We start from the raw sequence: 22,669 nt of genomic DNA, 5'->3' as shown, positions 1-22,669 counted from the left end.
TTTTTAATGTTGGGGCTAATCTGCATACTGCTAGCGTATTGTTCATTTATCAATGCGCAAGTAATTGAACAAGATACCTCGGCGCAAGCGGCTCCGGCGCAAAACGCCTGGCAGCAAACCCTTAATGAAGCTCGCAACGAAAGCGTTTATTTTTATGCTTGGGGCGGCGACCCTCAAGTTAACCGTTACCTCCAATGGATTGCAGAGCAAGTACATGTTAAATACGGCGTAAAATTAGAACACGTAAAACTGGCGCAAACCAGTGATGCTGTTAGCCGTGTGCTTGCTGAAGTGTCGGCAGGAAATATGAGCGAAGGACAAGTTGATCTTTTATGGATAAACGGCCTGAATTTCGCCACGATGGCAGAAAGCAATCTGCTTGAAGCTAGCTGGGTTAGCCTTCTTCCCAATTTCGCATTAACTAATCCACAGCAAAATCCAGCGATGACGATGGATTTTGGGGTGCCGACAAACGGCATGGAAGCCCCTTGGGGAAGAGCTGCGCTAACCTTCTATTACGATAGCGCATACGCTCATGCGACAGCCTCATCTCCTCCTTCAACCCTGCAAGAATTATTACACTGGAGCATGCAAAATCCAGGACGCTTTACTTATTCTAAACCGCCTGACTTTTTAGGTTTAAGCTTTTTAAAATATGCATTGATCATACTTAATCAGCAGCAGGAGGCCGATGTTTTTGCAAAGTTATATCAGCCCCCTACAGTCGAAAGTGAGCGTCAACTATTAAGCCCTCTGTGGGAGTTTTTAGACCAGCTACACCCATATCTGTGGCGTCAAGGTCGATACTTTGTCAGTGATGGCGCCAGTATTAGGCGCTTGGTTGGTGACAGCGAGCTTCAACTTGGCTTTACCTTTTCCGCCTCGGACATACCGGGTGCCGTTGATCGCTTCGGCTTACCTCCGAGCATTCGAAGTTTTGCAATGAAAGACGGTAGTTTAAGCAACGTACATTTTGTCACTATTCCCGTTAATGCCAAACACAAAGCGGGCGCAAAGGTTGTAGCCAACTTCTTAATGAGCATTGAAGCTCAGGCCAAAAAGCAGCAGCCAAGTGAATGGGGCGACCGGACAGTATTAGATTTGAGCTTGCTAGCGCCTGACCAACAACTAATGTTTAAGCCACCAAACCAACATCCAAGCGCCTTGCCTGTGTCTGCAAAAAGCCCGTCACTGAGCGAACCTCATCCGCAATGGAATGCCGTGCTCACCGAAGCATGGGAAAGGCGATATGGTGCTAAGCCATGGTAAACAGCGCATCATTCTTTTCGCGATGGGTAAAGCTGAGCCCGAGCATTTTAGTAATACTGCTAATAGTGCCTGTTGTCGCAGGCTTATTAGGCGTGCTGCTGCCAGCTTTTGGCTGGTTGCCCGCACTTGGCGAAGATACTTTTGGTGTAAGAGGATTTGAGGCTCTTTGGCTAACACCCGGTTTCGTCAAAATGCTTGCTTTAAGTTTTTCAACTAGCTTAATCAGCACATTTTTTGCGGTCGTGTTAAGTATTTTGATACTAGGAAACTACTTCAACAGCAGGCTTCTTAAATACATACAAAAGCTTTTAGGACCCATATTAGTCATTCCACATGCGGCAGCAGCTATCGCTATTGGCTTTTTAATTGCCCCATCAGGCTTGATCATGCGTTTATTTTCGCCATGGTTGAGTGGTGCCGCGTTACCACCTGATACACTGTTACCAAACGATCCCTATGGCTTGAGCATTATTCTGGGGCTAACTTTAAAAGAATTACCCTTCGTCCTTTTAATGGCGGTTGCCGCCATGCAGCAAAGAGAAATTAAACAAGTTATTGAGGGACAATATAAAGTTGCGATTAGTTTAGGCTACTATCCATTTACCGGATTTTGCAAAGCCGTTTTACCCGTTCTTTATCCCTTCATGCGCTTGCCTGTTTATGCGATTTTAGCCTATTCCAGTGCCAGTATAGAAATACCATTAATTTTAGGTCCAAATACGCCCCCTACTCTCGCAGTTGCCGTTATGCAATGGTTCAATGACGTTGACCTAAGCTTAAGGATCAAAGCATCTGCTGGTGCACTTGTGCAAATTTTAGTAACCCTAGGTGTATTATTCACTTGGTGGTTACTAGAGCAGTGCGTTAAAAAGTGTAGTTTCTCCAAGCTAACAAATGGGCGTCGAAAGTATGCTGATTTAATCTGGAGAGTACTGACTCATTGTTTGACACTTCTCGTTCTTTTCGCTATTGCGTTGGCACTGCTTGGGCTCGTGCTCTGGTCCTTCGCGAGCTACTGGTCTTTTCCAAATGCCTACCCCGATCAATTAGTTACCCTGCATTGGCAAAGCGCTTTCAAGCAACTACCAGAAACCATTAGTGATACCGTTTTAGTTGCTCTTTCTGCCACCGGCATTGCGCTATTCTTTGCATTATTTGCATTGGAGGCTGAACAGCAGCGGCAAAAAGCGCTCAGCTCTGCCGCTAGCTTAATGATTTATTTGCCTTTGTTAGTGCCTAGCATTGCGTTTTTATTTGGCATTGTGTGGGTAAAAGAACTCATCGGCGTGGATGCCGTGTTTAGCATGGTGGTGCTGGGTCATTTACTGTTTGTTATGCCTTATGTGTTTTTGTCTTTAGCCACAAGCTATCGCAAGCTTGACTTACGTTATGCGAAAGTAGCGGCGTCATTAGGCTGCTCGCCATGGAAAGTGTTTTATGCGGTAAAGCTGCCTCAACTAGTGCCACCCATTCTATTCTCTGCCGCGCTTGGGCTAGCGATAAGTTTCAGTCAATATTTACCAACACTCTTACTAGGCGGTGGTCGTATGAATACCTTAACCACTGAAGCAGTGGCCATTGCGAGCGGCGCAAGTAGGCGCATCAGCGCCGTTTACGTCATAATGCAGCTGCTTCTACCAGCCCTCGGGTTTATACTTGCTTGGCTAATCCCTAAACTTCTTTTTCGCCCAAGGCAATAAGCGATGGATACAACACACAACATGTTACGCATTCAAAACTTACATATTTACAAAGGCGATGCGCTTTTGCTCGAGCTAGACACAACGGTATCGGCAGGTGAAATACTGACTATTATGGGTCCTTCAGGCAGCGGTAAATCTACTCTGCTGAATTGGCTCACGGGGATGTTAGAACCGGTATTTCGCGCTGAAGGAAAACTAGAATTAGGTGGTCATGATATAACGCAAACCCCCAGCCATTTGCGACAAATTGCACTGCTTTTTCAAGACTCACTGCTGTTTAACCACCTGAGCGTATCGGGTAATATCGAGTTCGGTATGCAGCATTCAGAATCAAGCACAAGAAAACAACGCGTATCGGAAGCACTCGCTTCAGTGGGTTTGTCGGGTATGGAAGCGCGAGCACCTAAAAGCCTATCCGGCGGACAGCAAGCTCGTGTTGCACTGCTGCGAGTGTTGCTAAACGAGCCAAAAGTCATTTTACTAGATGAGCCTTTTAGTAAACTCGACAGTGAACTCAGACAGGCGACAAGGGAGTTAGTATTCGAACAAATACGCCAGCGCGGCTTGACCGCCATATTGGTAACTCACGATCAAAGTGACGCCGATGCTGCAGCAGGTAAGGTAATTAATTTGACACACACAGCGAGTGGTAAATCATGTTAGATGCAAGCATTACGCCTGCAGTGAAGGCGCTACTAACGCCTTTGGTTAAGCTCTTAAATAAGACCAAGGTAACGCCAAATCAATTGACGGTAATTGGCTTTGCCGTGGGTTTACTAGCAATACCTTTCTTAGTATTGCAGTGGTGGAGTTTAGCATTAGCTGCAATTTTACTTAACCGGATATTGGATGGATTAGATGGCGCACTTGCGCGTTATCAAGGGTCTAGCACCAGTGCAGGCGGCTTTTTAGATATCTGTTTAGACTTTCTTTTTTATGCGGCGGTACCTGTTGGGTTTGCGCTTGCCGACCCGGCTCAAAATGCATTACCCGCAGCTATTTTACTTGCTGCTTTTATTGGTACTGGGTCGAGCTTCTTGGCCTTTGCCATCGCCGCAGAAAAATATCAGTTAACCAAGCCACAGTTTGAATACAAAAGTTTTTATTATCTGCACGGTTTAACCGAAGGTACTGAAACTATTTTGATCTTTGCCGCCTTTTGCATCTGGCCAGAATATTTTCCGTGGTTAGCCTATGGTTTTGCCGTTGCTGCCGGTATCACGGTGTTCACACGAGTTTATGGTGGTTACTATACTTTGAAGGAGCAGGCTGTTAAGGCTACAAACGATGACGTCGCATGAAGCTGAGATCTAAATAATCCTTCCACATGCCAAAAATACGTCCACCCGCACTCCAACCGTCGTAATTCAACAAGGCGCTGCCATCGGCGGTTGCTAACAAAGCTAAGGAACGGGATTGGGGCTGGTATTCGCGCAGCGTTTTACCAGCAAGCAGCGCGGGAATAATGTCGCTCAACGCCCCTCCCTGCCTCACAGCATAAACCCCAGAATGAGGTGTTCCCGGCTGACTGGCACAATCGCCACTAGCTAAAACCTCAGGATAACTTTCACTTTGTAAATTCGCTCCGACTCTAACGAAGCCTTTAGAGTCGCAATCAAGACCAGAACTAGCCTGCCATGGTTGCGGTGCAGCTCCCGTGGCAACAACTAATGCGTTAGCTTTCTGTATTTGTTTCTCGTCGCACATTAACCAGCCATTAGCGATGCAATTAATCCGAGTATCCTTGCGCAGTTTAAGGCCGCGTTCATGTAATATTTTTATGGCTCTTTTACGCAAGCCTGGCGAGTAGCCGTCTAATAAATCACCGCTGCAAATCAATGACACATGCGCCTGCGGCAAGCTCTTATGCAGAGCGAGTGTGAGCTCAAATGCAGCCGCCCCGCCGCCAAGTACCGCCAACTGCATTGAGTCGTTTTGCTCGCGCCAGGTTTGCCAATATTTGTTAAAAGCGCCGAAGGGCTTTGCTGGAGCAACATTAATGCTGCCGTCATTCAGTTCTGGTTGCGGTGGGATTGAACCTACATTAAGTGAGAGGTAATCATATTGTAGTATTCGGCCGTCAACCAGCACCAGCTCGCGGCTTGTTGCCTTAAGTTCACCAATCTCGCCAGTTAACAGTTCGACTCCACAGGCATCACACAAAGGCGCAAGTTCAATTGCGCATTCCTCTTCCGTAAAGCGCCCAGCAACAAGGCCAGGCATCATTCCTGAATACCATGCATGCGAACTAGGGCTGAGCAGTATTGTGCCTTCTGGGGGACGAAACCCATTATCTATCCACCCTCGCATCGCAACCAAATGAGCATGGCCGGCGCCGGCGAGGATAAGAGTATGCCGTGTTGGTTTCATAGGTTTCCAATAATTGTAAAACGGAACTTCAGAACAGCTCGACGATATCTGTCGCAATACCTACGGCTAAATGGCTGACGGTCAAAACCGTCAACCAGCTTAGATAGAAGAAAAAACCAATGAATGACCTGAATAACAGGGCTAACTGATTGGCTTTCTCACTTTATCAACATATTGACCATAACCCGCTTCAACCATCTCTTCTTTCGGAATAAACTTCAGCGCTGCAGAATTCATACAGTAGCGCAGTCCGGTTGGGTTAGGGCCATCATTAAACACATGCCCAGTGTGAGAATCTGCAATTGCACTACGGATCTCAATACGCAAAGCACCATACCAAGAGCGGTCTTCTTTCTCAACGACTACTTCAGGGCTAATTGGTCTAACAAAGCTAGGCCAGCCGGTGCCAGACTTATACTTATCAGTCGATAAGAACAGAGGCTCACCAGACACTACGTCCACATAGATACCGGCACGTTTTTCATCCCAGTATTCATTGTCAAAAGCGCGTTCAGTAGCATCTTCTTGGGTCACCTTGTACTGAATGCTCGTTAGCTGCTTGCGAAGTTCTTCATCACTAGGCTTTTGAAATGTCTGCAGTTCAATTGGCGCAGCTTCATTCGTATTGCTATCGACATCTTTTTTAGGTCGGTAGTCAGCGTAGTCAATTTCACGGTCTTCACCCCATATCTCGTCAATAAACTGATAACGACCAGAGTTGAAAGTGTAAAACTTGTATCGAACAGGATTCTTTTTGTAATAGTCCTGATGGTATTCTTCTGCGTCGTAGAATGACTTAAATTGTGTTACTTCAATGGCTACTGGCTTTTCATAGCGACCGCTGTTTTGCAAAGCCTCAATTGAAGCCTCGGCTGCGCGTTTTTCTTCAGCGCTGTGATAAAAAATAGCCGGACGGTATTGTTTGCCACGATCTACAAATTGGCCATTAACGTCAGTTGGGTCCATCATGCGCCAAAGCCCCTGCAGCAGACCCTCGTAGGTAATAATGTTCGCATCGTAATAAACCTGAACGGCCTCGGTGTGTCCTGTTGCTCCGCTTGCAACCTGCTTATAATTTGGGTTTTTCTCAGTACCACCACTGTAGCCAGAGACCGTTTCCACCACACCCGGAATCTTTTCGAAACCAGCTTCAACACACCAGAAACAGCCACCCGCAAAAGTAGCCACGGCAAGTGATGAATCAGCTGGCGCATATTGCGATTTGGCCGACGCCGTGTCGTTAGTTGCTATTGCGTTAAAGCCAATAAATACAGCAATAACGACTACTGCTGAATAAAGTATTTGACGATTCATGTTAATCACCTCGTTTGCGAGCTGCGTGCCTCGAATAAAAAAATAACCGGTGCAAATGGGTAACCGAGTGCACCAGCAAAAATATAGGGTTTACAAGGTCTAAGTACGACTCTGTAAGTTCTTTAAGATCAGTTATTATAAGGACCGGTTTTTAGCGATAAAATTTCGAAAAATATGTTTGTTACAAGGTCGAAGCATTAACAAGCAATAGCTACACCTCATATTTAGAGATATCTGCTTGTTTAGAAAACAGGTGATGTCTGACGAGTTATTGTATTTTAGCTTTTTACCCATTACTTTTTTATCGGGCCGTTGATATGTCGATTGCCTGCCTACATTAAGATACAAGTGAACTTACTTGCTTTCAATTTAGGAGAGCACACTAGCTATATTTTTATCAACCAAAATGAGAATAATAAATGTCTGAATTATTGCAAAATTTGCAATGGCGTTATGCCGCAAAAAAAATGAACCCAACTAAATCGGTTAGCGAAGAGGATCTCAACTTCATCTTAGAGGCGATTCGTCTTACTGCGAGCTCCAGTGGATTGCAGCCTTATGAAGTCTTTGTGGTCACAAACCCTGAAATTCGAGCTAAAATTGTTCCCCATGCATGGGATCAAAAACAAATTACAGATGGATCGCACTTGTTAGTCTTTGCTGCTTGGGATAATTACACCGCAGAGCGCATTAACATGATGTTCGACCTGGTAAATGAGGAGCGCGGATTTAAAAACGAAGGCTGGGAAAACTACCGCCAAATGCTACTTAACACTTATCCTGCGCGTGATGCAGAGCTTAACTACGAACATGCAGCGCGACAGGCATATATTGGCTTAGGTTCAGCCCTGATTGCAGCAGCAGAAGTGAAAGTTGATAGCACACCGATGGAGGGCTTTACGCCAGAAAAAGTGGATGAAATTCTAGGCTTGAAAGAACGCGGTTTACGCTCCGTAATTTTATTGCCCTTGGGTTACCGCGCTGATGAAGGCGATTGGTTGGTTGACTTGAAAAAAGTCCGTCGCTCAAAAGAGAGCTTCGTTACAGAAGTAAAATAAGCCAAGATATTCAATATTTTTAGAGTGTTGCGTGTATGGCAAGGCATTTTACCTTGCCATACACCCTTTTTAAATGCCTGCAGGGGTCTTGTTCCGCTTCATTCCTCAACTATAAAGCACGAAGCTTATGTTAGTGGGAAGTATCGTTTTCGTTTCTTTGCTTTCAACATTGTCATATCAACAATCACTAGACCATCAATGCAATTTTGAAAGTCAGGGTCGATATTAAAGGAGGCAAATCTGACACCACCTTCGTCACAAATCTCTGCATATTGTTTGTATAGAGTCGGCAAGCTGACATTCATGTGTTTAAGAGCACTTTTCAGCCACGCTAAGCCTTCTTTATATTCCAAGTCTTTGAAATTTTCTTGCGCAATTTTACAGATAGGGTAAGGCATTTTAGCGCTGGCAATGTTCTCATTGTCAGGAAAATAGTGTGTGTAAAACGCAGTAATTAATTTAACAGCTGCTGATGGCAATTGTGCGCTTAGCGTAACAGGGCCAAACAAGTACCGATACTCGGGATGTTTAGCTAGAAAAGCACCGATGCCAATCCATAAGTAATCAAGACTGCGTTTACCCCAATATTTTTGCTGTACAAAACTTCGGCCTAGTTCGAGGCCTTTATTGAAGTAGGGCTGCATGCTTTGGTTATAGTGGAATAGACTTGTAGAGTAAATGGACTCTCCTTTCTCTAACAGTTGCTTTACATCACCAAAGCGATAGGCACCGGCTATTTCGAGATCATTTTTATCCCACAAAATTAAGTGATAGTACGACTTATCATATTTGTCTATGTCTCTGCGTTGCTTAGTGCCTTCACCCACTGCCCTAAAGGTAATTTCTCTCAAGCGCCCGAGCTCTCGCATAATGGGTGAACTAAGGCCGTACCGATATAAATAAATAGTTTTACCATCGGGTGACTCGCCCAACACATCGCATTCCGCTTTCAACGCTTTAAGAAGCTCTCGGCGCTCTTCTGGCATGGCAATCGGTTTTTGAGTAAGGAAAACACCCGGTTTGTTTTTCGCGATATTGTAAAGGTGCTTTTTAAATAGTTTAACCTGCTCTAACAAACTGATTGGAAGCTGTGAAAAAGCATCGAGGGGGATCACTTCTCCAATCGTAATATCCATATTCTTATTTTTTTTCTTAAACATCTCTTTTACCAGCAAAGCACTCGCTGCCGGCTTATACAACAGTGATACACCGTAAAAGAATGCTGAATTTTTAGCATCTAAATAAACAGGGAGAATAGGACAATGGTTAGCTTTAGCCATTCTCAAAAAGCCACTTTGCCATTTGGTATCACGAATACCGTGAGGCCTTAATCTCGACACTTCCCCAGCGGGGAAAACAATCAACACGCCTTCATTACGCAAGTGTAAGTTGATGTTTTGAATGTTCTGTTTTTGTGTCCCTCCCTGCATATTGTTCACCGGCAACAGTATTTCATGCAAAGGCCGGATCGCCATTAACATGTTATTGGCAATAACTTTGACGTCACTTCTGATCTCTTTAACACATTTAATCAAGGCTAAGCCGTCCAAAGTCCCTATTGGGTGATTGGCGATAATAATCAACTTTCCAGTTTCAGGTATGCGCTCGCGTTGCTGATCATTTACTCGGTAAGTAAACGCAAAATAGGCAAGAACTTGTTCCACAAAATCAAACCCCGTTAAATGCGGATAATGGACTGTGAACTTATTTAGCTGTTCTTCACACAACAAATATTTGAGTATTTTTTTTACCGGTTTATTGAAAAGGTGACTGTTTGCTACTTTCGGGTAATGATTGGCAATGACTTGTTGGGTATCTAGCATTAACTGAACCTCTTCGCCTTAATAAACTGCAAAAGCAGCTTTAGTCTGTTTGGCAAACTGTAGACCTAATTATTGACAGAAAAGTGAATCATTGGTGACGTTTGTATGACACGAGAGTGAGGCGATAAAACTGTAAAAGCCAAGGCAGCGCATTATTTGGATATATCCACAGCAGCTCATTTAAAGTTGTCCGTCCCGAGCTTGTTGCGTTATAACAATAGCGCGAACTCGTGATATACAATTAAGATGGCTGTTCAATCTCGCTTTAAATCATCATAGTTAAATGTAGAGCCATATTGGATGATAAGCTTGTTACTTTATGAACGTTACCCACCTCAATAAGGATTCACTTTGCACGAATATGATAAGGCGCTTGTTGAGGATAGAATTCATTTAGAGCAGATAAAGCTTTTACATACATCTATACCGTCTTTGTTGTTAGTTAATGTCATTGTGACGCTGGCTTTAGCATATGGATTTTGGGATGTAATTCCCCACCAATCTATTTTGCTTTGCGTAGGTTTGGTAGGACTCATGGTGCTATTGCGCGGCGGCCTATTTCTAGCGTATAAGCAAAATTTTAAAGAAAGTAACCTTAAATATTATCGTCTTTCCGTCATTATAGGGAGCGCGTTCGCAGGTATCATTTGGGGACTTATTGGTATTTTATTTTTCCCTGCAACAGAACAGATTTATCAACTTTATATCGCTCTTATATTACTTAGCATGACGGGTGGCTCAGCTTTCACCTTAGCCATTTACTTGCCGTGTTATTTTGCCTATGCACCCATCACACTGTTACCTATAGCTGCATATCTCTCAACTTTTGGTGATAATTTTCATATTTCACTGGCAGTTGGCATCGTCGCCTTCTTAATAGCGTTAACTATTTTCAATATGAAAGTGAATAAGAATTTTAAGACCTCACTCGCTTTACGTTTCGAAAATTTAAACTTGATTGAACAACTAAAACAGCAGAAGGATGAAGCCGAGCGCGCCAATTTTGCAAAATCAAAATTTCTAGCTGCCGCCAGTCACGACTTACGCCAACCCCTATACTCACTGAGCCTATTTACCTCGGTATTAGATGAGACCATTACCTATCCAAAAGTGAAAAAAATAGTAGAACAAATCAACATCTCTGTGCTTGCTTTGAATAACTTGTTCGACAAATTATTAGACATATCTCAACTTGATGCAGGCGTAGTTGAAGCAAAGAAGAAGGACTTTTCCCTGGCAAACATCTTTGACAAACTGGTATCAAATTATAGTCTAGAGGCACAAGGAAAAAGTATCGTTATCTCTTGGCCACAAAACTACCCAAGTGTGCATAGCCAAGAAGATTTGCTTGAGCGGATCCTGAGGAATTATCTTTCAAATGCGATCAAATATACCGTTCAAGGAAATATCACTGTTACATGTGGAACCACAATCAACAAAACAGGAAAATCACAGGTGGTTATTAGTGTGTCAGACACTGGCATGGGTATTAGTACAAACGACATCAGTGAAATTTACGAAGAGTTTTATCAAATAAGTAACCCTGAAAGAGATAGACAAAAGGGCTTAGGTTTAGGTCTATCAATTGTAAAACGCACCGCTAAATTACTAGAGCATGACATATCGGTAAGCTCAGAATTGGGCAAAGGCTCAACGTTTTCGATATTTGTCGATGCCGCTGAGCACGACGTAATTGAATCAAGTGAAGATAGCCCTGTTACACAACTAACAAAGTTAGCTAACTCTGCACTTGTTGTTGTAATTGACGATGAAGAAAGCATTCGACAGGGTCTTGAGAATATTCTCATACTGTGGGGATATCGTGTTATTTCAGCTAGTGACCTCGAGCAAGCAATGGTTCAGTTAACGACTAAGGATTTAATTCCAGAGGCGATAATATCGGACTATCGTTTAAAAGATGATAAAACCGGCATTGATGCAATCAGGGCCATACACAAGATATATGGTGAAAACATTCCGGCGCTAATCATGACTGGTGATATTGCGACTGACCGCTTAATCGACATTAATAGCAGTAACTTTCAGGTTTTGTTTAAGCCGGTACCACCGATGAAGTTGCGCTCATTCTTGCGCAGCATACCGAGCTAAACGTTGCATCGCGATAGCGGCCTCTGTGCGGTTATTAACCCCTAACTTTTTAAAAACAGAAGTAACATGCATTTTGATGGTTGCTACAGTGATCCCCATTTCCAAGGCAATTTTTTTGTTCGAATATCCCTTCATCATCATCGAGGTAACCTCTCGCTGGCGAGGTGTTAGTGCATCGTTGGTTTCTGTGTCGTCACTGTCTATTTGTTGGCTTATTGATCTTGGAATATAAATTTCACCCATCATCACTAGTTGCAAAGCATTTACCATCACTTTACTGGGAGTGTCTTTAGGAATAAAACCCACGGCACCTGCTTTTATTGCGCGCTCGACGTCATGTATGTTTTTTGAAGCTGACAGTACTACTATGGATATTAAAGGATAATGTTGACGACAAAAGTCTAGTAGACTAAAACCGTCTTTAAGAGGCATCTTGAGATCTAAAAGCAGCAAATCAATATCGGCGTTATTTTTTAAGTGTAGTGCGGCATCATCAAAATTATTTGCCTCGAGGAATACAACATCATCATCAAGCTTAGCTAACACGTAACTCAAGCCTTCACAAAAAATCGCGTGGTCATCGACTAACAGTACTTTCATGCTATTACTCCTGTAACATGATTTTTACTCCTTTTTTCAGAGTAGATATTAACCATGGTTGAACTTTTATCACTAGCATAAATTTGTTACTTATTACGAGTAATATCATTGCGTTGCATGCTCAGCTGCCGAAACCAAGCTAATTAAAGCATGAGTAAGGTCCGAGCAGCGTTTAACATAACACAATTAAGGTAATGAGAAGTATGATGCTTTAAACAATACGTGAACTTTACCCAATATTGGAGTGGTCGCCAAAACAACGCTGAAGTGTCCACAATACCCGTGGCGATTCAAATTGTTCTGGCTTGCTATCCATTACAATTACCCTTACCTTCCTTACTCTTGGATTTTTAGAAGCTTAGGCCCTAGCATATGCAAGTCTCCTTAGATGGATTCATTCTTACAGCGCGTAGCATAGAGCGCTATGGTAAAACCTACATTGAATGCTGGTTCGTAACTGAAAACGGCGCGGTAAAGGCTACATCAAACTCACAGCAAGGGCTGTTTTTTATTCTTCAAGATGACGCTGCCGAAGTGACGCAGCTACTGACTAACAACGGAATTGAGCACAGCTATAACTCACTGACATTAAAGACCTTTGAACATCAAACCGTGGGTGGTGTGTATTTTGATAGAAACAACTCACTGTACAAAGCAAAAACGCTACTAAAGCAACTTCAGATTAGTTGTTTTGAGGATGACGTACGCCTAACTGAGCGTTATTTTATGGAACGATTTGTTTATGGCAGTGCCGCCTTCTCTGGCAATCAAGTTGCGAACAAATCTATACCAGTAGAACTGACTGATATTCAATGTAAACCCAGTCAATTTGTGCCGAAGTTTACCGTGCTGTCTATTGATATCGAATGCAGTGAACAGGGTGAGTTGTTCTCTATTGGACTGGCCAGTGATACTGATAAGTGTGTGTTGATGATTGGCGAGTCAGAACCCAGCGAGGAGTGGCTGGTTTGGGTGGATAACGAAAAAACGTTGTTGCAGCAGTTCGTTATTCAAGTTAATCGCTTCGACCCAGACATTATCATTGGTTGGAACGTTGTTAATTTTGATTTTCGCCTATTGATTCAACGTGCCGCCTTGCATCGAGTTGAATTGGCATTGGGACGAGATAGTCAAACCATTACATGGCGAGATGCTAGAAACGAAGTGAACCAAGGATTTGTATCCATGTCTGGACGAGTGGTGGTAGATGGTATTGACGCACTCAAAACGGCAACGTATCACTTTGACAGCTTCAGCTTAGAAAATGTTGCGCAAACCTTATTAGGTAAAGGTAAAAAGACTGAAAACGTTGACGATAGGCTTGCGCAGATTGAGTACGATTTTAAGCACAACAAAGTTAAGTTAGCCAGATACAACCTTCAAGATTGCCAATTGGTTTTAGCTATTTTTGCGCACACAAAAGTACTTGATTTTTTAACCTTACGTAGCCAACTTACTGGCCTTGAGCTAGACCGAATGGGCGGCTCAGTGGCAGCGTTTATCAATTTATATTTACCTAAGTTGCACCGAGCTGGATATATTTCACCTAACCGCCCAAAAGATGGTGGATTAGCAAGTCCTGGCGGATATGTGATGAGTTCAAAGCCAGGTTTATATCAACACGTCTTGGTGTTGGATTTTAAGAGCCTCTATCCATCCATTATACGAACCTTCAAGATAGACCCTCTTGGCTTAGTGGAAGGGTTAGCGTCTCCTGAGGAGGCTATCGAGGGATTTAAGGGGGCCAAATTCAGTCGAGATAAGCACTTTTTGCCTGACATTATTACGTCACTTTGGCAGCAACGCGATGAAGCTAAGAAAAACCAAGATGCAGCGCGCAGTCAAGCGATAAAAATCCTGATGAATTCGTTTTATGGCGTATTGGGCTCGGGAGGCTGTCCGTTTTACGATACGCGTTTAGCTAGCTCAATTACGATGCGTGGTCATGACATTATGCAAACCACGGCGAAATGGATTGAACAAGCCGGTTATGAAGTCATTTATGGCGACACCGACTCGACCTTCGTGTGGTTAAACGGAGAGTTTTCAAATCAACAGGCGATGCAAATTGGTCAATCTCTTGCACTTGAAATTAATCAAAAATGGCAAGACAACATTCAACAAACCCATCAACTCGATTGCGATTTAGAAATCGAATTTGAAACCCACTTTAGTCAACTCTTAATGCCCACAATTCGAGGCTCAGAATTAGGCAGTAAAAAGCGCTATGCAGGATTAAAAACAAACAAGGACGGCGACGAGCTGATATTTAAGGGACTTGAAACCGTGCGTTCAGACTGGACTCAATTAGCAAAGGAGTTTCAACTTAAGTTATATACAATGGTCTTTGCCGGACAAAACGTACAAGACTATGTGCTAAAAATCATTCGAGATACACGTTTGGGCAAACTTGATGAGCAGCTCATCTATCGAAAACGTATTCGCCGTAGACTCGATCTTTACGTCAAAAACGTGCCCCCCCATGTGAAGGCGGCTAGGCTTGCCGACCAGCAAAATCAAGCGTTAGGTAAAACACTCAAATATCAGCACAAAACTTGGATTTCTTATGTGATGACTATCAGTGGCCCACAACCAATAGAATACCTAAGTAGTCAAATAGACTATGACCATTATGTGGAAAAACAAATCAAACCAATCGCTGAGGGAATACTGCCTTTTATTGATTTGTCTTTTGAAAATATGACTAGTCAACAGATGGGCTTGTTTTGATTGTATTAGCCGGTAGTAAACTTTGAGCATAAAATATTGAAACCAAGGGGGGATGGCGCACCCGGCGCGATTCGAACGCGCGACCCTCGGCTTCGGAGGCCGATACTCTATCCAGCTGAGCTACGGGTGCATTACTAAGAGGCAAATAAGGCTGCTACTTAGAACAAGCGGTGATTCTAAAGATTTAAAGTAGATTTTCCAGTCTTATTTTATGTCTTTTGCTTTTACCTTCGCACTAACAATCTCATCCAATAGCGCCATTAGTAGTTTAGTGCCTGTTCCTGACGCAATTGCACTGAATACATTTTCATCATTCTGACCTTTTTGACCACCGGCTAAATCACTGACTGAACGAATAACAATCCATTCTACGTTATTCACAAAACAAACTTGGCCAACGGCCGCTGATTCCATCTCTGTCACTTGAGCATTGAAAACGTCTTGTAGCCATTGTCTATATTTTGCATTATCTGCAAATACAGAACCCGTTACACCGTTCCCTCCAATCCTAACTTGTATGGGTTTTCCTGACGGCATTTTTATTGTATCGACATTTGTTAAGGCCTTTTTTGCAAGTGCTAAAAGGTTCGCAGAAACCGAAAAATAAGGCATTTTCTGCGGTGTTTCGACACCGTCTTTTACGATGGCTACTTCCCTTGGAAACTGATAACCAAAGTTTTTATAATTAGGCGCAAATGGGTCAATTTTAGCTCTGGCTTTATGCCGTGCAGAAGCCTCGTTATAATAACCAGGAAGAACAAAACCCTCGTCCCTATTAGGATCTGGATTCACATAAACGGACTCATCGTGATAATACCATCGCTCAGGGATCGCAATATCTCCGGGCTCAAAGGCAGGATTTACTGCACCCGCAATACCCATCATGACAACTTTATCGATAGGGAAATAATCGAGCGCCATTTGCATGGTCATGGCAGCATTGGCAACGCTAATGCCTGTAGTAAAGATAACAATCTTTTCGCCCTTGTATGTTCCTAGTTGGTATTTCACACCTTTAATGCTGATGACTTCGTCAATTTTAGCTGTTTCGACTTTCCCGATTGCGTAATCAATGGCCTTAATTTCGGGTTCATATGCAGCAACAATCGCAGTCCATTTTTCAGTGTTTGGAAATTCACGAGGCCAAATTTCTGCTCTGCCAATGCATCATTCAAAAAGGCCGGTAGCAAAGTGATAAAAATCAATATGGCGAGGTTACGCATAAACAAAATTCCTTTAATCTTGGGCGATCTGTTGAATACGCGTTAGCCAAATTTGCTTTTGCTTATCTGGCAAAAAACTCGCGCTAAAACTATTGCTGATGAGTTTAACAGCGTCTTCTTTATTCAGTGAAAGTTTGTCCACTAATGCAAAGAAATTTTCATTTAAATAACCACCAAAATACGAAGGGTCATCTGAATTAACCATTACCCGCAAGCCATCATTTAATAGGTCTACAATATTATGTTGGCTGATATCGTCAACAACACACAGCTTTAGATTGCTCAACGGGCATACTGTTAACGGCACTTGATGCTCTTTTAAATACGCCATTAATATAGGATCTTCAATGCTTCGAACGCCATGATCAATACGGTCTACTTTAAGCAGATTGATCGCCTCCCAAACATATTCTGGTGGACCCTCTTCTCCAGCATGAGCAACTAGCTTAAAGCCTTGCGATGCAGCTTGAGCGAACGCCCGTGTAAATTTCGACGGCGGATTACCTAACTCGGAGCTATCCAAACCAACTGCGGTAATCATCGAATAGAAAGGTTTCGCTTCCTGCAAAGTCTGGATAGCGCTGTCTTCACTTAAATGCCTCAAAAATGAAAGAATAAGGTAAACAGACACGCCAAGCTCCGCTTTTGCTTTTTCAATTGCTTTTGCAAATCCTGGCATAAACACATTGTAGCCAATCCCTCTTTCAGTGTGCGTTTGCGGGTCGAACATTATTTCAGTATGTACAATGTTTTGTTGCTGGCATTGACACAAATATGCCCACATTAGCTCGAAGAAATCATCTTCATCACGCAGCACATCAGCGCCTTGATAATAGAGATCGAGAAAACTTTGTAGGTTATTAAACTGATATGCCTCTTGAATTGCTTCAACGCTGGAAAATGGCAAAGCAATGTCATGTTTTTTTGCTAAACGCCACATTAATTCGGGCTCGAGTGTACCCTCAATGTGCAAATGCAGCTCAGCTTTAGGTAACTGTTGAATTAGCTGCTTAAGTTCGCTCATTTTAGTGTCAGTGCTCATGTTTTAAAAAGACCCCATTCCCTGTCGAGTACAAAAATTACTATCAAAAGCTGTTTGTTGACAGCCGCTGCCTTGCTGAAATTGTCGCACAATCTCATTCCAAAGCTAATCAACAATACTAAGTAACGCAGTGTTTTGATAATTGTTTTTAATTAATAAATACATTTTAACGTAGCTTAATTTAATTTGCGCTCAGCTACGCAATAATAGATACCGTTAAAACCTTCTAAAAAAGCAAATATTCAGTAATACTTAGTGCACCATGACTGCGTTGCCATTCATACCTAGTTAATGCGGCTACTATCTGCTTCTAAATGTTATAGCAATTAGTTTACTTAAATCGGCGTCACAAAATCGCGTGAACATAAATTTATACCGTGAAACAACGGCAAAAAAATAATAAAAAGGAAAGCCAATGATCACCCGCTTTTTAGACAAAACGTTTGAGCTAAGTCAGCATGCAACAACAGTGAAGACTGAGATCATTGCGGGCTTAACAACGTTCGCCGCCATGTCCTACATATTGATCGTCAACCCAAGCATCTTAGGTCTTAGCGGCATGCCGGTTGCAGGCTTAATTACCGTTACGGCTTTAGCGGCATGCTTAGGCACATTGCTAATGGCGTGGCTAACCAACTATCCCGTAGCCCTAGCGCCAGGAATGGGCCTGAATGCCTTTTTCGCTTTTACGATTTGCTTAAGCCGTGACATTCCATGGGAAGCAGCACTTGGCATCGTTTTTTACAATGGCATATTGTTTTTACTACTGACTCTCTCTGGCTTGCGGCAAAAAATTGCGAATGCAATTCCCGCTTCGCTCAAAATTGGCGTACAGTGCGGGATTGGCCTATTTATCGCCTTTATTGGTTTAAAAAATGCGGGGCTTATTGTCGATAACCCTGCAACTTTTGTTAGCTTAGGTGACTTATCCCAACCAGCAGTCCTGTTGGCTTTTCTGGGCATTATTTTTACTATCATATTAGTAATAAGAAAAGTTACCGGGGCAATCCTGATCTCCATTTTGACGCTGACTATCATTGGCTTATTCATTCCAACCGAAAGTGGATATTTGACGGCCACTCCAGAGGGAATCATTGGTCTACCAGCACCTATTACCGACACATTTTTTGCCATGGACCTGCAATATCCCATTGTGAACTTTGCAACAACTTGGGACTTAATTTTTGCACTCATGTTTGTGAATATGTTTGACACCATCGGCACCCTGATTGGTGTATCGAAACGCGCAAAATTAGTAGACAGCAATGGGAATTTACCAAAAATGGGCCGAGCAATGACAGCCGACGCCGCAGCTGGGGTGGTTGGAGCTGCTTTGGGCACATCACCAGTGACAAGCTACGTTGAATCTGCAGCTGGCGTTTCTGCCGGCGGGCGCACAGGATTAACCGCGATTGTTGTCGCTATCTGTTTTTTGCTCGCATTGTTCTTGTCGCCACTTATGCTCGTCATCCCTATTATGGCAACAACGCCAGCGTTGGTGATGGTTGGTATTTTTATGATGGATTCTATAAAAGAACTGGAGTTTTCAGATTTAGCCAGTGTTGCCACAGCCACTATTGCGCTTATGGCAATGCCTTTGACCTTCAGTATTAGCGAAGGAATTGCACTAGGTTTTATCACTTATGTCGGAATTAAGGTCGGCACCGGAGAATATAAAAGAGTGAGCTTAATTACTTATTTTATGGCCGCAGTTTTTCTCCTGCGTTATATACTCGATTTAAAATAGCGAAATTACGTTCACACCTCTCTAACTTTATGCTTTGAAATACGTAATTTTGGGCTTGGCGCCATCTGATAAAACTCACGCTTATTGAATCACAAAACAATGCGTAGTATAAAATATGAACCATGAAAGCTTATTTTTCCGTATTACAATTTTAATGGAAATAATAAAAACAAGGTATCTAAGATGACAGAACAAAACAAAGCCAGAGAAACACAGCTCAGACCGGACCAAATTCCGCAGCAAGCATTCGATTGGTATGACGAATATGCTCACGGTGACATTAACCGTCGTACTTTTATGACGCGATTAGGCTCACTCTCGGTAGCAGGCTTGTCACTCGGCCTGATTTCCAGCGCCCTGATCCCCGATTACGCTAAAGCCGAACAAATTAGCTTTAACGACCCTAGTATAAAAGCCACTTACGCAGAATTTGATTCGCCAAAGGGTCATGGTAAAGGCAATGGCTATTTGGTTACCCCAAGTGACTTAAGCGGAAAAGCCCCTACGGTTTTGGTCGTGCATGAAAATCGCGGTTTAAATCCGTATGTAAAAGACGTTGCTCGTCGACTCGCAAAGATTGGTTTTATCGCATTCGCTCCAGATGCACTTTCCCCATTGGGAGGCTATCCGGGTAATGATGACGATGGGCGTGCAATGCAGCGCAGCCTTGACCGTGACAAAATCGAACAAGATTTCATGGCAGCAGCAACATGGTTGAAGCAACATGAAAAAGGCACAGGAAAGTTGGGCGTAGTCGGTTTTTGTTTTGGAGGCTATATCAGCAATTTGCTCGCTGCAACAATGCCAAACGATATCAACGCAGCGGTACCGTATTACGGAACGCCAGCGAGTGCTGAATTACAAAAGCAGGTTCAAGGCCCTATATTAATTCATTTTGGTGAGCAAGATGCTCGGGTTAATGCTACTTGGCCAGCTTATGAAGAAGTACTCAAGGCCAGTAAAGCCAAGTATGAAACGCATTTTTATGCAGGTGCCCAACATGGCTTCCATAATGACTCAACAAGTCGTTATAGCCCAGAGGATGCTGAGCTATCTTGGCAGAGAACGACTGCGTTTTTCAAAAAGCATTTAGCGTAATTCTATCCCCCATTAAAATGAGCCATGGACCTTCTCCATGGCTCTTCCTTTTCATACATCTGCAACTGATCCGTTTTCATTGTGCACAAAGTCATATATGATGTTGCGTTCGCCGCAGCTTTTATTGGCTTCGCGTTTTGATTTTCAAAAATTTTTGCCCCCCTTTAACAAGTCTTAGCGATTTCAATTGGGGACGCTAACAACCTGACCAGCGTATTGAGTATTTTCGCTACTTTATCAATCCGTAGTTTTAACTTTAGAGCTTAAACGAATACTTATATGCCAGACAGCAGCCCAATTTTACAGTTACAAAAGCTTGCCGGAAGACGCACCTTCGACAAAGGCGAAATGCTGTATTTTCAAGAGGCAGTGCATCGCTTTACCAAAAACCAATTAATAATAACGGCTATTGTTCAAGAAATTCAGGAGTTTACGGTTAAACTTTCTATTGTTGAAGGTGAATACGAGGGCAGTTGTAACTGTTCCGACTCCGAAGGATTCGATTTCTGTAAACATTGTGTTGCAGTCGCCCTCACCGATATTTCTCGCGAAGCGGAGCTCGAAGTGCTGCAGGAGGGAGATGAAATTCAGCGAATTACGGGCTATATCGAAAGCATGTCCGAAGCTGAAGCGAAGGCAATATTGTTAAAACAAATAACGAATGACATTGATCAAACAGAACAATGGGTGCTGTTTGCCGACGTTAGTAATGGAAAAATAAATAAAAAAGCCTTAACCGATATTATTAATAAAGCCTTGCCTTTGCGTGAAGTCTGGCGTCAAAACAGAGTCAAAACTTACTTTGAGACGGCGATAGAAAAATTTAATCGGCTAATTTCGATATTACACAAATTACCTACAGACCCAGCATTTGAGCTAATTCAAACGGCGCTGCTTCGATACAACAAAGCATTAACCAAAATTAAGGACGATAAGGGATATCGACTTAAAGTTGAAATAACCCTCGTGCAAGCTTTTGCAACCTTTGTCGGTGAGTTAAATTGGACACCACAGCGTAAGGTAAGCTTTTTGCTGTCGCTTTATCATCAGCCGTTTTCAAACTTTTCTTTGCCTTCCATTTATAAAAAGTTTGTTAAAAACCAGCCTGAGCTAGTGACATTGTTTATAGAAAAGCTAGTCAACCTTGAGAGCCAGTATGAACAAAAAGACAGTCTTACTATTCAAATTGATAAAACCTTAGATGAAACTCATGAGTTGATACTCAACGATTTGGCTCTTTTCTATGCAGAGGGCGGAACGGGAGCCTCAAATGAGAATCAAATTAAGTTGATTGAATGCAAGCATAAACTTGCCACTAATGTTAACGAATACATAGAGCTAGCGGAGTTATGCGTTACCTTAGGTCGTAAAGACGAAGCCAGAAAGTACATTACTGAAATAGAAAATCACAAACTCAACTATAGACAAGAAAGTAAATTGTTAGCGTTGAGCGCAAATACACAAGAACAGCTGGATGATATAGACTCTGCGCTTGAATTACATTGGTCTGCGTATCAACGTTCTCTCGAGGCTAAAGATTTTCAAGCAGTGCTTAGCTTACTCAAGGCATCCGATAAGAAAAATGAAGTAGACGTTCAGTATTGGTTTGAAAAAGCCCAAGCGTTGTTAATTGAGCAGTTGCAGGAAACTGACAAGCAGGATCCCTTATTTGAGCTTTATTTGGCTTGTGGTAAAAGTGATATCGCCATAAACGAAGCTCAAGATGTTAATTTGTCGAATGAGTTACTGCATCAAATTGCGAAGTTAGGTATCACTATACAACCTGATTTAGGTTTTGCTCTATATCGCAGACTGATTAGAACCTATCCAAAAAATACTGATTCGCAAGGCTATGAAACGGCAATTACTTTATTAAAAGAACTAAAATCCGCGCTAAAGAGTAAAAAACAACATCAAGCTTTTGATTTTTTAATTAGTGAACTCAGTTTTGATTTTAAGCAAAAACGAAAGTTTATTGCACTGTTGCAGGGACAATTTGGCCTGTAATCCAAAATATTAATAAAATCAGTTTGTTAACCGATAAGTACAAATAGAGCAAATTTTTTATCCCAAATACCGTTAGGGATAATGCAACTAATAGTTGTTTACCCCGGACTAATGTTTATAATCGCGTTAAGTTATTGTGGGCTATCACAAAATGCAGGAGAAAGTAGTGAAATTTAGAGTACTAGCGAGTCTTTTCGTATCAGCGTTATTTTTCGTCAGCGTGAACGCACAAGAAACAACTAATGATGATATTGCACAGCGTATTAAGCCGGTCGGTAAGGTACATGTAGCAGGTGCAGCACCGGCAGCAGCCGTTGGTCCGCGTACCGGCAAACAAATATATGATGGCGCTTGTGTAGCATGTCACACATCTGGTGTTTTAGGTGCTCCAAAGCTTCAAGTTGCCGCTGATTGGCAGCCGCGCTTGGACCAGAAAGGCTTTGACCAAGTTTGGAAAAATGCAATCACTGGGATTAATGCAATGCCGGCAATGGGTACTTGCGGTGATTGTTCAGATGACGATATAAAAGCGGCAATCGAATACATGATCGAAGGTATTTAATAGTTTTTAAACTA

General features: G+C 42.6%; 17 protein-coding genes and 1 tRNA gene. 11 read left to right on the top strand and 7 right to left on the bottom strand.

From position 1 onward, the window contains the following. Positions 1 to 6 precede the first annotated feature (6 nt). Genes GNIT_RS00435 through GNIT_RS00420 form a run of 4 tightly spaced genes read left to right on the top strand, consistent with a single transcriptional unit; the run spans position 7 to position 4,273 of the window. On the top strand, positions 7 to 1,269 hold the full coding sequence (locus GNIT_RS00435) for an ABC transporter substrate-binding protein (RefSeq protein WP_083822472.1): 1,263 nt from the start codon (positions 7 to 9) through the stop codon (positions 1,267 to 1,269). Continuing rightward, positions 1,263 to 2,969 (top strand): ABC transporter permease, encoded by a 1,707-nt coding sequence (locus GNIT_RS00430; protein WP_014107124.1) that lies wholly within the window; start codon positions 1,263 to 1,265, stop codon positions 2,967 to 2,969. The genes GNIT_RS00435 and GNIT_RS00430 overlap by 7 nt, the downstream gene beginning before the upstream one ends. A 3-nt stretch (positions 2,970 to 2,972) precedes the next feature. Further along, positions 2,973 to 3,635: an ATP-binding cassette domain-containing protein gene (locus GNIT_RS00425; protein WP_014107123.1), complete on the top strand. Its 663-nt coding sequence runs from the start codon at positions 2,973 to 2,975 to the stop codon at positions 3,633 to 3,635. After that, positions 3,629 to 4,273: a CDP-alcohol phosphatidyltransferase family protein gene (locus tag GNIT_RS00420; protein ID WP_014107122.1), complete on the top strand. Its 645-nt coding sequence runs from the start codon at positions 3,629 to 3,631 to the stop codon at positions 4,271 to 4,273. Before GNIT_RS00425 ends, GNIT_RS00420 begins: the two co-directional genes overlap by 7 nt. Here the strand turns inward: GNIT_RS00420 and GNIT_RS00415 are convergent. Continuing rightward, complete coding sequence (locus tag GNIT_RS00415; RefSeq protein ID WP_014107121.1) at positions 4,251 to 5,342, bottom strand: FAD-dependent oxidoreductase; 1,092 nt, start codon at positions 5,340 to 5,342, stop codon at positions 4,251 to 4,253. The genes GNIT_RS00420 and GNIT_RS00415 overlap by 23 nt on opposite strands. Before the next feature lie 141 nt (positions 5,343 to 5,483). Then, positions 5,484 to 6,656, bottom strand: a complete 1,173-nt coding sequence (msrB, locus tag GNIT_RS00410) for a peptide-methionine (R)-S-oxide reductase MsrB (RefSeq protein ID WP_014107120.1) — start codon at positions 6,654 to 6,656, stop codon at positions 5,484 to 5,486. A 419-nt stretch (positions 6,657 to 7,075) separates the two neighbouring features. Between msrB and GNIT_RS00405 the strand changes: the two genes are divergently transcribed. Further along, positions 7,076 to 7,714 (top strand): NAD(P)H-dependent oxidoreductase, encoded by a 639-nt coding sequence (locus tag GNIT_RS00405; protein WP_014107119.1) that lies wholly within the window; start codon positions 7,076 to 7,078, stop codon positions 7,712 to 7,714. A gap of 125 nt (positions 7,715 to 7,839) precedes the next feature. Here GNIT_RS00405 and olsF read toward each other — a convergent pair whose 3' ends face one another. Continuing rightward, complete coding sequence (olsF, locus tag GNIT_RS00400; RefSeq protein ID WP_014107118.1) at positions 7,840 to 9,537, bottom strand: bifunctional ornithine lipid synthase OlsF; 1,698 nt, start codon at positions 9,535 to 9,537, stop codon at positions 7,840 to 7,842. 351 nt (positions 9,538 to 9,888) lie between these two features. Between olsF and GNIT_RS00395 the strand changes: the two genes are divergently transcribed. Then, entirely contained in the window at positions 9,889 to 11,646 is a 1,758-nt protein-coding gene (locus GNIT_RS00395) for an ATP-binding response regulator (RefSeq protein ID WP_014107117.1), read from the top strand. Here the strand turns inward: GNIT_RS00395 and GNIT_RS00390 are convergent. Further along, complete coding sequence (locus GNIT_RS00390) at positions 11,620 to 12,246, bottom strand: response regulator (RefSeq protein WP_014107116.1); 627 nt, start codon at positions 12,244 to 12,246, stop codon at positions 11,620 to 11,622. The two genes, GNIT_RS00395 and GNIT_RS00390, sit on opposite strands and share 27 nt — an antisense overlap. A 372-nt stretch (positions 12,247 to 12,618) precedes the next feature. On the opposite strand from GNIT_RS00390, the gene GNIT_RS00385 reads away from it, so the two are divergent. Beyond that, positions 12,619 to 14,976 carry a DNA polymerase II gene (locus GNIT_RS00385; RefSeq protein WP_014107115.1) on the top strand — a complete coding sequence of 786 codons (2,358 nt, stop codon included), beginning with the start codon at positions 12,619 to 12,621 and terminating at the stop codon, positions 14,974 to 14,976. 53 nt (positions 14,977 to 15,029) lie between these two features. Here GNIT_RS00385 and GNIT_RS00380 read toward each other — a convergent pair. The 3 genes from GNIT_RS00380 to GNIT_RS00370 form a co-directional block, all read right to left on the bottom strand. Then, positions 15,030 to 15,106 (bottom strand) — tRNA-Arg (locus GNIT_RS00380). Positions 15,107 to 15,180: 74 nt separating this feature from the next. Next, a complete protein-coding gene (locus tag GNIT_RS00375; protein WP_085948145.1) occupies positions 15,181 to 16,140 on the bottom strand; it encodes a 5'-methylthioadenosine/S-adenosylhomocysteine nucleosidase family protein in 960 nt (319 codons plus the stop codon). 72 nt (positions 16,141 to 16,212) lie between these two features. Beyond that, positions 16,213 to 17,241 (bottom strand): adenosine deaminase, encoded by a 1,029-nt coding sequence (locus tag GNIT_RS00370; protein WP_014107112.1) that lies wholly within the window; start codon positions 17,239 to 17,241, stop codon positions 16,213 to 16,215. A gap of 415 nt (positions 17,242 to 17,656) precedes the next feature. Between GNIT_RS00370 and GNIT_RS00365 the strand changes: the two genes are divergently transcribed. The 4 genes from GNIT_RS00365 to GNIT_RS00350 all read left to right on the top strand — a co-directional run bounded on the left by GNIT_RS00365 (position 17,657) and on the right by GNIT_RS00350 (position 22,655). Then, positions 17,657 to 18,988 carry an NCS2 family permease gene (locus GNIT_RS00365; RefSeq protein WP_014107111.1) on the top strand — a complete coding sequence of 444 codons (1,332 nt, stop codon included), beginning with the start codon at positions 17,657 to 17,659 and terminating at the stop codon, positions 18,986 to 18,988. Positions 18,989 to 19,171: 183 nt separating this feature from the next. Further along, positions 19,172 to 20,086 carry a dienelactone hydrolase family protein gene (locus GNIT_RS00360; protein WP_014107110.1) on the top strand — a complete coding sequence of 305 codons (915 nt, stop codon included), beginning with the start codon at positions 19,172 to 19,174 and terminating at the stop codon, positions 20,084 to 20,086. A gap of 279 nt (positions 20,087 to 20,365) precedes the next feature. After that, the gene (locus GNIT_RS00355; protein WP_014107108.1) at positions 20,366 to 22,093 is read left to right on the top strand and encodes an SWIM zinc finger family protein; all 1,728 of its coding nucleotides are present in this window, start codon (positions 20,366 to 20,368) and stop codon (positions 22,091 to 22,093) included. A gap of 166 nt (positions 22,094 to 22,259) precedes the next feature. Further along, the gene (locus tag GNIT_RS00350) at positions 22,260 to 22,655 is read left to right on the top strand and encodes a c-type cytochrome (protein ID WP_014107107.1); all 396 of its coding nucleotides are present in this window, start codon (positions 22,260 to 22,262) and stop codon (positions 22,653 to 22,655) included. Positions 22,656 to 22,669 lie beyond the last annotated feature (14 nt).

This window comes from Glaciecola nitratireducens FR1064 (assembly GCF_000226565.1).
GTDB classification, from domain to species: Bacteria; Pseudomonadota; Gammaproteobacteria; order Enterobacterales; family Alteromonadaceae; genus Glaciecola; species Glaciecola nitratireducens.
This window is presented reverse-complemented; position numbering and strand designations above follow the sequence as displayed.

Coding starts and splice junctions, on each gene's coding strand:
- GNIT_RS00360 (WP_014107110.1), top strand. CDS start 19,172: ATGACAGAACAAAACAAAGCCAGAGAAACACAGCTCAGACCGGACCAA.
- GNIT_RS00415 (WP_014107121.1), bottom strand. CDS start 5,342: ATGAAACCAACACGGCATACTCTTATCCTCGCCGGCGCCGGCCATGCT.
- GNIT_RS00370 (WP_014107112.1), bottom strand. CDS start 17,241: ATGAGCACTGACACTAAAATGAGCGAACTTAAGCAGCTAATTCAACAG.
- olsF (WP_014107118.1), bottom strand. CDS start 9,537: ATGCTAGATACCCAACAAGTCATTGCCAATCATTACCCGAAAGTAGCA.
- GNIT_RS00355 (WP_014107108.1), top strand. CDS start 20,366: ATGCCAGACAGCAGCCCAATTTTACAGTTACAAAAGCTTGCCGGAAGA.
- GNIT_RS00435 (WP_083822472.1), top strand. CDS start 7: ATGTTGGGGCTAATCTGCATACTGCTAGCGTATTGTTCATTTATCAAT.
- GNIT_RS00430 (WP_014107124.1), top strand. CDS start 1,263: ATGGTAAACAGCGCATCATTCTTTTCGCGATGGGTAAAGCTGAGCCCG.
- GNIT_RS00385 (WP_014107115.1), top strand. CDS start 12,619: ATGCAAGTCTCCTTAGATGGATTCATTCTTACAGCGCGTAGCATAGAG.
- GNIT_RS00390 (WP_014107116.1), bottom strand. CDS start 12,246: ATGAAAGTACTGTTAGTCGATGACCACGCGATTTTTTGTGAAGGCTTG.
- GNIT_RS00425 (WP_014107123.1), top strand. CDS start 2,973: ATGGATACAACACACAACATGTTACGCATTCAAAACTTACATATTTAC.
- GNIT_RS00420 (WP_014107122.1), top strand. CDS start 3,629: ATGTTAGATGCAAGCATTACGCCTGCAGTGAAGGCGCTACTAACGCCT.
- msrB (WP_014107120.1), bottom strand. CDS start 6,656: ATGAATCGTCAAATACTTTATTCAGCAGTAGTCGTTATTGCTGTATTT.
- GNIT_RS00405 (WP_014107119.1), top strand. CDS start 7,076: ATGTCTGAATTATTGCAAAATTTGCAATGGCGTTATGCCGCAAAAAAA.
- GNIT_RS00365 (WP_014107111.1), top strand. CDS start 17,657: ATGATCACCCGCTTTTTAGACAAAACGTTTGAGCTAAGTCAGCATGCA.